The sequence below is a fragment of the Micromonospora sp. AMSO12t genome (genome assembly GCF_008806585.1).
GTDB classification, from domain to species: domain Bacteria; phylum Actinomycetota; class Actinomycetes; order Mycobacteriales; family Micromonosporaceae; genus Micromonospora; species Micromonospora reichwaldensis.
Genome location: NZ_WAAS01000036.1, coordinates 25,701 through 38,194 on the forward strand (window position 1 = coordinate 25,701; position 12,494 = coordinate 38,194).

The 12,494-nt window shown below is 66.8% G+C and carries 9 protein-coding genes and 1 tRNA gene; 1 reads left to right on the forward strand and 9 read right to left on the reverse strand.

The annotated features are described in order from the left end of the window. Positions 1-72 precede the first annotated feature (72 nt). Complete coding sequence (locus F6X68_RS34090) at positions 73-381, forward strand: hypothetical protein (RefSeq protein ID WP_225852075.1); 309 nt, start codon at positions 73-75, stop codon at positions 379-381. 272 nt (positions 382-653) lie between these two features. On the opposite strand, the gene F6X68_RS08480 is transcribed toward F6X68_RS34090, so the two are convergent. The 9 genes from F6X68_RS08480 to scpB all read right to left on the reverse strand — a co-directional run. Then, positions 654-1,850, reverse strand: a complete 1,197-nt coding sequence (locus F6X68_RS08480) for a response regulator (RefSeq protein WP_151453732.1) — start codon at positions 1,848-1,850, stop codon at positions 654-656. Further along, positions 1,843-4,860 (reverse strand): ATP-binding protein, encoded by a 3,018-nt coding sequence (locus F6X68_RS08485; protein WP_151453733.1) that lies wholly within the window; start codon positions 4,858-4,860, stop codon positions 1,843-1,845. Before F6X68_RS08485 ends, F6X68_RS08480 begins: the two co-directional genes overlap by 8 nt. 278 nt (positions 4,861-5,138) lie before the next feature. Further along, entirely contained in the window at positions 5,139-6,767 is a 1,629-nt protein-coding gene (locus tag F6X68_RS08490) for an ISL3 family transposase (RefSeq protein WP_225852076.1), read from the reverse strand. A gap of 642 nt (positions 6,768-7,409) precedes the next feature. Further along, positions 7,410-8,546 carry a site-specific integrase gene (locus tag F6X68_RS08495; RefSeq protein ID WP_151453734.1) on the reverse strand — a complete coding sequence of 379 codons (1,137 nt, stop codon included), beginning with the start codon at positions 8,544-8,546 and terminating at the stop codon, positions 7,410-7,412. A gap of 116 nt (positions 8,547-8,662) precedes the next feature. Then, positions 8,663-8,736: transfer RNA gene (locus F6X68_RS08500), tRNA-Pro, on the reverse strand. A gap of 198 nt (positions 8,737-8,934) precedes the next feature. Next, a complete protein-coding gene (gene der / locus F6X68_RS08505) occupies positions 8,935-10,338 on the reverse strand; it encodes a ribosome biogenesis GTPase Der (RefSeq protein WP_132234404.1) in 1,404 nt (467 codons plus the stop codon). Continuing rightward, positions 10,335-11,015 (reverse strand): (d)CMP kinase, encoded by a 681-nt coding sequence (gene cmk / locus F6X68_RS08510; RefSeq protein ID WP_151453735.1) that lies wholly within the window; start codon positions 11,013-11,015, stop codon positions 10,335-10,337. Before cmk ends, der begins: the two co-directional genes overlap by 4 nt. A gap of 157 nt (positions 11,016-11,172) precedes the next feature. Beyond that, the gene (locus F6X68_RS08515; RefSeq protein WP_121397673.1) at positions 11,173-11,943 is read right to left on the reverse strand and encodes a pseudouridine synthase; all 771 of its coding nucleotides are present in this window, start codon (positions 11,941-11,943) and stop codon (positions 11,173-11,175) included. Beyond that, on the reverse strand, positions 11,930-12,494 hold a 565-nt coding region (gene scpB, locus F6X68_RS08520; RefSeq protein WP_225852077.1), incomplete at its 5' end, for an SMC-Scp complex subunit ScpB. The genes F6X68_RS08515 and scpB, both read right to left, overlap by 14 nt.

Genomic DNA, 12,494 nt, shown 5'->3' on the forward strand with positions numbered 1-12,494 from the left:
ACGACGAAGCGCCGGCTGCCAAAGCCCACGACGGTCGCCACCCCCGAAAAGGCCCAAGCATGGATCGATGGGATGGTCAGTGCGGCACAAGGTGGCGTCGACCCGGTCGCCGCGACAAAGCGACTGGCCGAATACGGCGACAGCGTAATGACGCTGGCGCTACGTGGCCTGGAGCGGAAGACGCTAGATCCATACCTCGCCGGCTGGCGGAAACGGGTGGTTCCCGCCCTCGGTCACATCCCCGTACGAATGATCACGAACGGTGCCGTTGACCGGGCCGTGCACGGCTGGATCGCCGACGAGTGCAGCCGTTCCACGGTCAAGAACAGTCAGTACACCGCGCACGTGTGCTGCTTCCCCCGCACGCGGGGTAACGGGTGATCCGTACAAGCCGCTGCTCGACGTGCAGCAGACGGCCTGCTCCCCGCGCATGCGGGGGTGATCCCGAGGCCGCGCTCAACGCGCTGGCGCGGGTGTTTTGCTCCCCGCGCACGCGGGTGATCCGGTCCTACCGTCCACTGGCTCAACCAGATACGCAGCGATTCGCCGCATCGCATAGTCCTGTGACACCTACGGGGTCTTCTCTCGCAGGCTCGCTGGCCATGCTCGGGAGTGATCATCTGCACGCGAGCCAAGACGGCAGGTAAGTCGAGTCAGTCCGTTCTGAGTCGGATGTCTTCGACGACCGTTGCCGGCGACATTGCCCGCTCGCCACGCTCTAGATCAAGGTAGCGCAGTTTGCCCGTAGCGGTTCCCGCCCGACTTCCGCTGTTTCGATAGCTGTCAAGTACGAAGATGTTCCATCGCCCTGGCATTTCTCCTCGCTCTGCGAGGACCATGGGCCACATGTCGATCAGTGAGCCTTCCGCAAGGAGGTGAACATGACCCGCATCTAACGGCTTGTCGTGGGAGAGGCGGTCCGAACCCACTGCAGACGCATTTCCCGAGATCGTCGCGGCGTCAACAAGAAAGCGGCCATTCTTGTACTCGAGCGCGCCTGGCACGATCAGACTGATGTGTGGCCAGTATCGCGCCAGTGCGAGGAACTGGTCGAGCCAGTCACCAACTATAGGTAGATGCTCCTGCGCCCAGCGTCGAGTAGGGTCGGCACCGTGATGCAGGTCGTTGCGAAGGGTAGTGATCTCGTTTGCAGTGGTTCCGACAATGAATTCCAGCCATCGCCGCAGTGTGGAGGGGGGCAGGTCATCCAGGAGTCGGCGGCATAGGTGCTGCCATGTGCCCATGCTCGGACTAGCAAGGGAATCGACCAAGAGATTCCGGCCGGAAGGGCCACAAACAGCGCATGCCGCCAGGGCGGCGAATCGATACACCGCCTCTACACAAATTACGGCCGCTCGCAACTTGTGAATCTCATCATTTCGCAACGCCATCCGAGTGAAAGGAATCGACAAAGGAGCGGGAAGGCCTGTTGCCGCAAACTGCCAGCGGAGTCGCCTGGCCTCGGCGAGCGCTTCCTTGACGCGATCGCACAGCTCCGCCTGGGCATTGTCCTTCACAACAAAGTCGAGAGCGCCGAGTCGCATCGCCTTGATCGTTTCGGATTGTCCAGCCTCGCCGGACAGCACGATCGCGTTCGCTGCAATCTGGTGTTCGGCAAGTTTCTCTAGCAGCCAAAGGCCGCCCCATTCTACTGGCGGCATACGGAGGTCCACAATGACGAGATCGAAGACTTCGGACTGGAGCCGTCGCAGCCCAGTTTCCCCGTCGTCGGCGAACCGGCACTCAACAGACAAGGAATTGAGCAGCTTGGCGAGCGTGCGGGCGACCTCACGTTGGTCGTCGATGAACAGCAGCCGCGGACGCCGTGCTACAGGGATTGGTTCAGTCACGTGGGGCCTCCTCTTCGGTGGTTGAGGTAAGCGGCAAGGCGACTAGCCACCCCCCTGCGGTGGTATCGAGTGGCTGCAAGTCACCGCCAATCCGACGTAGGACGCGCATGACGCCGGGTAGGCCGAGTCCACTTCCGTGACGCTTGCTGCTCGGGACCGAGGTTCCAGATCTGAGAGCCTGAATGACTTGCGGCGGCAGCCCTGGCCCAGTGTCCCGCACTTCCAAGAGAACGAGGTTGTCACCGGACACCACGGTGTAGTCAAAGGCGAGTTCTCCTTCGTTCTGCATGGCCTCGACCGCATTCTTCACAAGGTTGTCAAACATCCCCCGTAAGACGCTTCCGCTGACCGCCACAACGGCCGGGGGCGTCGTCGGGGGGATCACGCGCACCGTCGGCGGAAGGGTCCGAATGAGGTCCCCTGTGTAGCTGCGAAGGAACATAGTCAAGTCAGTCGAACCGTCTACTGTGGAGGTGTACAGCATGTCGGCGTCAGCTAGCCGGTGCGCAATAGTCATGGCTGTGTCGAGGTGCTTACTGGCAGCCAGGTCCGACTCGCGGCGCTGGGTGCGCGTTGTCGTCGCGCTGGTCAGCGCCACACGCGCTGCCGTGACTTCATTCTTGAGATTGTGGATGAGCGCACTGAGTTCGTGGTCGTAGTCGTCGGCCCGGTGCGCCTGCCTGACTGCCGCCCACAACCAGCCCGCCGAGGACATCAGGGTTCGGTGTCCGACCTCAATGCGAACCTCACGACCGGCGCGTGTCACGGTAATGTCTGACGTTGTCTCGCATACCAATGCGATAAATGGCGACTCCAGAGGGTCACGCGCCCAGTCGTGTTCTACATAAAGGCGAACGACATGCTCTGCGGGGCCGGAGGACAGGCTGGCGCATATTGGTGCCCGCTGGCCAATGGCTGCCGGCGTCGACTGCTGCAGAATCCGCAGGATGGCCGACGCCGATCGCTTGTCGACCGGCACTACGTCCGTTGGAGCATCAACACGTACGGCAAAGTGTTTCTTGTTCAAGAGTGCCCAGTCGTGGAGGACTTCTACGAGATCGGCTTCATCGTTCGGAGAAAGCCACACCCCTTGTGCAGCAGACAGGGCCAATAGTTCGCTCCACGGACTTTCCTGAAGAATAATCCTGTCATCCTCTTCGGTCGACCTAATCCAATCGACGACCCGTGTGAGCGCCGCGACGAATTGGGGTCGAACTTGCATACGCCGCACCGCATCGCCGTAATACTCAGCGAGAGTGTCCAGGCTATCGAGCGGCGGCGTTGAGGTTGCCGGCATTGCGCGCAGCACCTCGCGATTCCAGCGCCCGAAGCTCTCCCACTGGCCAGCGGCAACGTACCTGGCGCCAAGAGCGTTTCGCCGCTGCAACTGCTCCCATCGCGATCGCCGGGTAGTAGTCAACGCGTCGAGCTGCCGTTCTACAAGAAATCGCGCGATATCGCCCCGGCCATCATCTATTGCATGGCCGGTACGCAACTGGTCCGCATCGAGCACGGTCTGCGCTGCCTGCTTCCGGGCAGATTTTAGGCTCGGCCCACGGCCACTTGTGGCGACCCCCGAAGCGCCAGCAATCAGGCGGGTCGTGACTTGATATTCAGAACGATGGTCAGGGCCAAACTTCTCGCTATCCTCTTGCCACGTAAACTGCAGCTCGGCAGCCAACTCCTGCATGAGCGTAACCGGATCTAGCAGCGACCGCCTACTCTGCTCAAGCAGAAATCTGGACACAACTGCAGGGAGACGGCTTTCGAAAACAGTCCAATCCGGCGTCTGCACGAAGGCGGCTGCCAACGTTGCCTGCACGAAATTCGCAGCCATTTCGTCACTCACTCCCACTGTTCGCTGCCCTGCACCAAGCAGTGCTGCGGCGGGTAGCCCGAGTGCCGCGGCGAGTGAGCGAAGGTCACTGTCTGGCATTGTGAGTGTCAATGAGATATCGGGATCAGGCTTGCCGGTGGTGTTCAACAAATGACTGGCTCTGGCGCGTGTAAAGCACGTCGCAAGCACCGCGCTTCCCAGGTTCGCCAATACCGCATTACCGTCCAATCGGGTATCTCCACGAGCGAGGTTTTCGTACACCCAGGAGGAGTGGGTGAGGGCCTTCGCAAAGAGATACGGATCAGGGCATCCGAACTCACGCGCCAAACGCCGATGCTCAGAGTAAACAGGAGAGGTGCGACCGTCCTTGCAGGGCACAGCGGCCGAGTTGACCGGCTCGACACGATCAAGCAGACCCTGCGCGTGGGCAACGAGGTACGCCTGACAGGCACGTTGAACCGCTTGCTTCTTTCGCTGACCAGCACCAACCGCTGAACGCCCATCCCTTGTCCTCAGCAGCACCTTGAAACTACGGGAATGGTCCGGACCGTCTTCGGTGACCGAGTATTCCGGCGACAGTTTGCCGAAGTTTTTGTCGAAGATGGTTCGCCAGTCGCGTGCATCCTCTACTGCCGGCGCGTGAATGGTATATGTATCATCAACGAGCGCCCGAATTCGGCGACCCGGCAATAGGAGAGACCACCAGCCGAGCACCTGCAACGCGACCGCCTCGTAACTACGAGCCACCTGACCGCGTGCTACCTGCTGGAGCAGGACCTGCCGCTCACCAGAACCGAACAGGCCATGGTCGGCGACGCCGAGGCGATCGGCGAGGATGCGACGAGCCGACGAGATCACGCGAGCCTTCGCGGCGTCTCGTCGCGCGACATCCCACCCTGCCGCACGACGGCTGACCGCCATGGTCAACTCCTGATTCAACACCGACTTGCCCACGTTCTCTAGTAACGACAGGCACGACGGCGACACGACCGGTGATAGCTCGCGGCTCTCATACAGGGCCGAGGAGTGATGCCTCGCGACCGTCAGCCAGCGACGATGACCAATAGTAAGGCCGTGCTCGTCACCGCCAATCGCCTTCGACAGCAGCGGCCAAACGTCCGTCTCGACAACTGCGGACGGCAGCGCCACAAGTGGCGGAAGATCGTGTGTCACCCGCAAACCCCTTCCAAGAACGTGCCACCGTGACAACAGGTCGAGGCCAAGGGTCGACCCAACGCATGCACACCGTGCCGTGAAAGCCTTTCAAAGTGTGACGGTGGCGTCTACAGTGCCCCACTGTCGTCGTCGACAGAGGCAGCACGCAACGCCAAGCGCCACGTCAGCCTCGCCGCGCGGCGTCGGCCTCGACGGCGTACGGGCTGCGTCCTCGCCCTGGCCGCATCCGGTGCAGTGCAGCCACCAAGCGGAAGGACGGCCCTGGGTCACAGCTGTCAACGCCGGCTGAACTTTGGCTCTGGCACACATCCTGTGATTGATCTTCGCAACGACGGCTCATGGGTGGCGAGAACGCGTTTGCGGAGGAGGTCGAGGTTCGCGCGGCCATACATCTGTCGCTTGATCGTCTTGATGCGGTTGACCTGGCCCTCGACCGGGCCTGAGCTCCAGGGCTGGGCGAGGCCGGCGACGACGGCGTCGCGGTCGCCGGCGAGGCCGGCGGCGAAGCCGCGGATCTCGGGGTATCCGGCGTGGCGGGCGCGGTCGATCCAGGCGTCGAGGTGCTGCCCGGTGCCCTGGTGGCGGACCAGCGCGGCGAACCCGCGGGCGAGGCCGGCGACGCTGTCGAGGTCACGGCAGCGGCGGCGGGCGTCCGCGAGATCGGCGCAGTCGTCGTCGCTGAGTTTGTGGCCGGGGCGCATGATCCAGGCGGTGATCCGCCGGGCCGACGGCACCCGGACTGCGGTCGCGGGGGTCGGTCGGGTGCGGTTCGAGGCGAGCCAGTCCCGCAGCACCCGCACACTCCCTTGATAGCCGCGGGCCACGATCTCCCCGTGCAGGTCAACGGTCTGATGGACGCCATCGGTGAAACGTTGCCGCAGGTAGGAGTGGAACGGGGCGAGGACGCTGGGGCGGCTGCTGGCGTTCGGGCCGATCAACGCCTCGGCGGTGGCGGCGTGGGCGTACTTGCGGGCGGTTCTGACGTTCATGTCGAGGCGGCGGGCGGTCGCGCTGATCGACAGTCCTTCGGCTCGCAGGGCGTGCACGGCCGCGTGGCGTTGGCGGGTGTTCGCCGCCCGACGTCCGGTCCTGAACGGCTCGTCGGCCGGCGCGGCCAGGACCAGTGTCAGATCGGTGTGGGTGCGGAGGCATCGGCGGTGCCCGCGGATGACCTTCTCGACGGTGTCGCTAAGGCTCTTCAGCAGGTGCCACCGGTCGGCGACCTGCATCGCCTCAGGTGCTCCCTTACGGGCGCCCTCGGCATAACTGCCACCTCGATCACGGCAGATGATCTGAACACCAGGATGGTCGCGCAGCCACGCGGCGAGGGTGTCGGCGGTGCGGTCGGGCAGAACGTCGATCGGCCGGCGGGTGTGCATGTCGAGCAGCACTGTCGCGTAGCGGTGGCCACGACGGCGGGCGAAGTCGTCGACGCCCAGCACCGTCGGCGTCACCGGCGGCAGGTCGGGCATCCGGCGGATCATCCGGATCAACGTCGAACGGGACACTGACACCGCCAACCGCTGCGCCAACCAGATGCCCGGTCGACCGCCCAACGCCACCGCGACGGCTTGCAGGTCACCTGCCGCGAGGACCGTGTGGCGGGCATGCCTGCGGGTCAACCCTGGCACCTGCTCGACGAACGTCCGCCGCCCGCATTCGGCGTTCACGCAGGTGAATCGGCGGACCGTCAACGCGATGAGCACCTCATGGCCACCCAACCTGACATCGGCCAGCCGCCGCACATAGCGACCATGCACAGTGGTCGACCATGTCCCGCAGGCGCTACAGCGTGCTCGCACCGTCTGTGTCGCCGCGTTGATCCTGACCCCGACGGCCCGGATCACCACCGCTTCCAGCCGCAGGCCCATCAGGTGCGGCAGCAACGCCGGGATGATCTCCATCCCGGCACCCAACCCGAACTACCGACGAGCGCGACTCACAAAATGTGCGCCAGAGCCCGATTTTTCACGCGGCGGCGACACAGCCGGGGGCTATGCCGGCTCGGACCACTGCTCCCCGCGCATGCGGGGGTGATCCGAACCGGGGGAAGACGTAGACGCCGGTGGGGCGCTGCTCCCCGCGCACGCGGGGTGATCCCTCAAGGACGCGAAGGCCAAGGCGGACGCGCTCCTGCTCCCCGCGCACGCGGGGGTGATCCCGCTGCCCCGTGGCGTGTCCCCTCCGTTGGCAGCTGCTCCCCGCGCACGCGGGGTGATCCCTGCCGGCCGACGTCATCGACCCGCGCGTCGCTCTGCTCCCGCGCACGCGGGGGTGATCCTCGGCGCGGCACCTCTGACCAGGTGCCGCGCCCTGCTCCCCGCACGCGGGGGTGATCCGCCGTTCGCGTCCACGGCGACGTCACCGTTGATTCTGCTCCCGCGCACGCGGGGTGATTCGCGGGGCAGCGGAAAGAACTCGTCCTGCTCGGCCTGCTCCCGGCGTATGCGGGGGTGATCCCTCAAACGCCGGCCCGCTTTACGCCAGCGGGTGCGGTTCACCCGGCAAGTGCCGCGACGGCAGCGACGGCTTCCTGGACTGTCGCTCTAATTTAGGCGAGGGCCCGACAGCAGGGCGCGCTCCATGAGTTCGGCTGCTCTTCGTTCGGCGTCCGGTAGGACGTGAGTGTAGACCATTCTGGTCGTACGCCCTTCGGCGTGGCCGAGCCGGTGTTGCATCACGTGTTCGGGCACGCCCCCGTCCGCACCGGCAGTAGCCGACGTATGACGCGCATCGTGCAGAGCAATCACAGGCAGGCCCGCCGCACGGCACGCGAGTTCCCACTTGTCGGTGAAGTACTTCGGGTAGTACGGCTTGCCGTCCTCCCGGCAGAAGACGTAGCCCAGGTCCTGATAGGCGATGCCCGCGGCGGCCTTCTCAGCCGCCTGTGCTTCGTGATGGGCTTCGAGGACCGCGACAACGAGTCCTCCGATCGCGATGGGGCGCGTACTCCTGCCCTTCGGGCTCTTCTCCACCACGCCCGCGCTCGTCGTCGTCCGTTGCCAGTCCACAAACAAGACTCCCCGCGCGAGGTCAAGCCTCGTCCATTTCAAGCCGGCCAGCTCACCGCGCCGCATGCCCAGTACGACGGCGAGCACCCAGGCCGCGTGAAGCCGATGCGTCGCATGGAACTTCAAGAAAGCGGAGGCCTGTGGCGCCGTCCACACACCCTTGCGGCCCATCGTCTGCCGCTGAACCTTCTTGGGCTGACGCACGCCTTCGATGCTGATACCGAGATCCTTGAGAGCTTTCATGAGGACCCGATGGACATTGCGGACGGTCGTGGCCGACAGCGGTCCGCCGCTCTTGTTGCCCGAGCGAAGCAGCGTCTTGTAGAGCTCGTGGAGGACGCGCTTGTCCAAGGCGTACAGCTGCCGGGAGCCGATGTGCGGATTGACGTAGCACCGGATCAGGTCACGGTAGTTGCACAGCGTGGTTTCTTCGACATCGAGTTCTCGTTCGTCCAGCCATCCCTGCAGTTCAGCGGCGACGCTGCCGTCGGCAGCCAGGCCAGCATGCCCGAAAGACTGCAGCGCGGCTTTTTCAGCAGCCGCTGCGGCTTTCTGACTGGGGAAACCGCGACGCTTCTGCTGGCGCCGTTTGCCGTCCTGCCCTGGTGGCAGGTCGATGACGTAGTACCAGGCGATTTTGTTGCCGCTGAGGCGGTAGCTGTTGACGGTCATGAGGGCACCCCCGTGGTCACGACGTGAGACCGACGGTTCAACCGTAGCGATCACTGTGACCACGTCCGTGACCACAAGATCATCGATGATCTTGTGGATGCCCTGCTCAATACCCGTCGGGACGGCCGGATTCGAACCGACGACCCCTTGACCCCCAGTCAAGTGCGCTACCAAGCTGCGCCACGTCCCGATGCTCTCGCGCGGATCTCCCCGCGACAGCCGGTACAGCTTAGCGCAGGATCTTCGCGCCGTCCGCACTGCCCCCTCCCGTGCCGGAACGCGTCGTCCCGCGCACATCCCCTACAGCATCCTAGGAGGATAGGGAAGTTGATGGGCAGCGGAAAAGCCGGGTGGGAGCGTGCTCCCACCCGGCTTCAGATCGGGCGGGTCAGCCGTGCGCCTTGCCCCGGCCGCCGGGGCCGAGCTTCTTGCGGGGGCGTACGGAGATCTCGATCGGGCTGCCCTCGTAGCCGAACTCCTCGCGCAGCTTGCGCTCGACGAACCGCTGGTAGCCGGCGTCCAGCGGAGCCGTGGTGAACAGCACGAAGCGCGGCGGCGCCACGCCCGCCTGGGTGGCGAAGAGGATCTTCGGCGCCCGACCGCCCCGTACCGGGTGCGGGGTCGCCTGCACCAGCGCGGTCAGCCACGAGTTGAGCTGCGCGGTCGGTACGCGGGTCTCCCAGCTGGCCAGGGCCTTGCGCAGCGCCGGCGCGAGCTTGTCGACCGCCCGGCCGGTCTGCGCCGACAGGTTGAGCCGGATCGCCCACGGGATGCGGCGCAGCTCGCGCTCGATCTCCTTGTCCAGGTAGTACCGGCGGTCGGCGTCGACCAGGTCCCACTTGTTGAAGGCGATCACCAGCGCCCGCCCGGCCTCGGTGACCATGGACAGGATCCGCTGGTCCTGCTCGCTGATGGGCTCGCTGGAGTCCAGCAGCACCACGGCGACCTCGGCGGCCTCGATCGCCCCGGCGGTCCGCAGGCTGGCGTAGTACTCGGTGCCGCTGGCCTTGCCGACCCGCTTGCGCAGGCCCGCCGTGTCGACGAGCTGCCAGGTCTCCCCGCCGATCTCGACCAGGCTGTCGACCGGGTCCACGGTGGTGCCGGCGACCGAGTCGACGACCGCCCGCTCCTCGCCCGAGAAGCGGTTGAGCAGGCTGGACTTGCCGACGTTCGGCCGGCCGACGAGGGCCACCCGGCGCGGGCCGCGCGGGCGGTTCTCGACGATCTTCGGGGCCTCCGGCAGCGCGGCCATGATGGCGTCGAGCAGGTCGCCGGAGCCACGTCCATGCAGCGCCGACACCGGGTACGGCTCACCCAGGCCCAGCGACCACAGCGAGGTGGCTTCCATCTCGATGGCGGTGTTGTCGGCCTTGTTCGCGACCAGGATCACCGGCTTGGCGCTGCGGCGCAGCATCCGTACGGCCGCCTCGTCCACGTCCGTCGAGCCGACCATCGCGTCGACCACGAACAGCACCACGTCGGCCGTGACGACCGCCGTCTCGGCCTGCGCCGCGATCGCGGCGGCCCGGTCCTTGGCGTCGGGCTCCCAGCCGCCGGTGTCCACCACGGTGAACTGCCGGCCGGCCCACTGCGCGTCGTACGGCACCCGGTCCCGGGTGACCCCGGGGACGTCCTCGACGACCGCCTGACGGCGCCCGATGATCCGGTTGACCAGGGTCGACTTGCCCACGTTGGGGCGGCCGACCACGGCCACGACCGGCTGCGGCCCGGTCGGCTCCTCGGTGTCGACGTCCGGTTCCCGCAGCTCGATCCACCCGTCGGTGTCGGTCATGCCACACCCCGATCGGTCAGCAGGTCGCGCAGGCGCCCGACGACCTCGTCGATGCCCAACTCGGTGGTGTCCAGCACCACGGCGTCGGCGGCCTGGGTCAGCGGGTCGGCCTTGCGCGTCGAGTCGAGCCGGTCCCGCCGGGCCAGGTCGGCCGCCGTCGCCGCCACGTCGGCGGCATCCTCGGCGCTGCGTCGGGCGGCCCGGGCCGCCTCGGAGGCGGTGAGGTAGACCTTCAGGTCGGCGTCCGGGGCCACCACGGACCCGATGTCGCGGCCCTCGACCACGATCCGGCCGGCATTGGTGATCATCTCCTGCTGCCGGGTGACCAGCAGCGCGCGCACCGCCGGCACGGCGGCTACGGCGGAGACCGCCCCGGTCACCTCCGGCCCACGGATCTCGGCGTCGACGTTCACGCCGTCGGCGGTCACGCCGTACCCCTGCGGGTCGGTGCCGATGCGCAGGTCCACCTCGCCGGCGACCTTGGCCACCGACTCGGCGTCGGTCAGGTCGACCCCCGAGCGCAGCACCGCCCAGGTGATGGCGCGGTACATGGCGCCGGTGTCGAGATAGCGGGCACCGAGGCCGACGGCGAGCCGCCGGGAGACGGTGGACTTACCCGAACCGGACGGTCCGTCCACAGCGACCACACATCGCCCGGCCCGTTCGTTTTCCTCCACCGTCGTCCTCCTCAGCCCGTACCTCACGAAACACCGGATGTGTCGCGAGCGGTTGTCCAAACGTTCTCAATGATGCCCGGCGTCGCGCCGCCCGGTGGGCGCCGCCCGCGCCGGGCCGCCAGGGAGCCTACCGGCAGCCGTACCCCGAACTCGGGGGTCAGTCACCCACGGCCTTGAACAGGGCGGCGACCTCCGCGTTGGTCAGCCGCCGCGTCCGCCCGGCGCGCAGGTCGCCCAGCCGGATCGGCCCGATCGCGGTACGCACCAGCCGGCTCACCGGATGGCCCGCCTCGCCGAGCAGGCGGCGGACGATGTGCTTGCGTCCCTCGTGCAGGCTCAGCTCCACCTGGGCGGTCCGTCCCAGCGTGTCCACCACCCGGAAGGAGTCGACCTTCGCCGGCCCGTCCTCGAGTTCCACGCCGGCCATCAGCCGCTTGCCGAGGTTGCGCGGGATCGGCCCGGACACCTCGCACAGGTACGTCTTCTGCACCCCGTACGACGGGTGCATCAGCTTGTGCGCGAGGGTGCCGTCGTTGGTGAGCAGCAGCAGGCCCTCGCTGTCGGCGTCGAGCCGCCCGACGTGGTAGACCCGCTGCTCCACCCGGTTGCCGAGGAAGTCGGCGAGCGCCGTGCGGCCCTTCTCGTCGGCCATCGTGGAGACGACCCCGCGGGGCTTGTTCATGGCAAGGTAGACCAGTCGGGTGTCGGCGACGAGGCGCTCGCCGTCGACGTGGATCACGGCGGTGGCGGGGTCGACCTTGTCGCCGAGCTGGGCGACCCGGCCGTCGACGGTGACCCGGCGACGGAAGATCAGGTCCTCGCAGGCGCGCCGGGAACCCACGCCGGCGGCGGCCAGCACCTTCTGCAGGCGCTCGGCCCCCTCGAAGGCGGGCGCGTCGGGGCGGGGCGTGCGGTCATCGCGTGGCATCGGCAAGCTCTTCTACGTCGTCGGGAAGGAACGGGGCCAGCGGCGGGAGGTCGTCGACGCTGTTCAGCCCGAGCTTCTCCAGGAACATCGTGGTGGTCCGGTAGAGGAACGCCCCGCTGTCCGGTTCGGTGCCGCACTCCTCGACCAACCCGCGGGAGACCAGGGTACGGATCACCCCGTCGCAGTTGACACCCCGGATGGCGGAGATCCGCGACCGCGTCACGGGCTGCTTGTAGGCGACCACGGCCAGTGTCTCCAGCGCGGCCTGGGTCAGCCGCACGGACTGCCCGTCCAGTACGAACCGTTCCACGTAGGTGGCGTATTCCGGGCGGGTGTAGAGACGCCAGCCACCCGCGGCCCGGCGCAGCTCGAAGCCGTGTCCGGCGGCCGTGTAGCCCGCGGCGATCTCGTCCAGCACCGGCCCGATCCGCTCGGCGGGCTGCTCCAGCACCTGGGCGAGGACCAGCTCGCTGACCGGCTCGTCCACCACCAGCAGGATCGCCTCCAGCGCCCCGCGCAGCTCCGCGTCGTCGAGTTCCGGCGCCGGCTCG

What these genes read in the sequence shown, in the direction of transcription:
- F6X68_RS34090 (WP_225852075.1), top strand. Translation starts at nt 73, where the DNA reads ATGGTCAGTGCGGCACAAGGTGGCGTCGACCCGGTCGCCGCGACAAAG.
- F6X68_RS08490 (WP_225852076.1), bottom strand. Translation starts at nt 6,767, where the DNA reads ATGGAGATCATCCCGGCGTTGCTGCCGCACCTGATGGGCCTGCGGCTG.
- F6X68_RS08495 (WP_151453734.1), bottom strand. Translation starts at nt 8,546, where the DNA reads ATGACCGTCAACAGCTACCGCCTCAGCGGCAACAAAATCGCCTGGTAC.
- der (WP_132234404.1), bottom strand. Translation starts at nt 10,338, where the DNA reads ATGACCGACACCGACGGGTGGATCGAGCTGCGGGAACCGGACGTCGAC.
- F6X68_RS08515 (WP_121397673.1), bottom strand. Translation starts at nt 11,943, where the DNA reads ATGCCACGCGATGACCGCACGCCCCGCCCCGACGCGCCCGCCTTCGAG.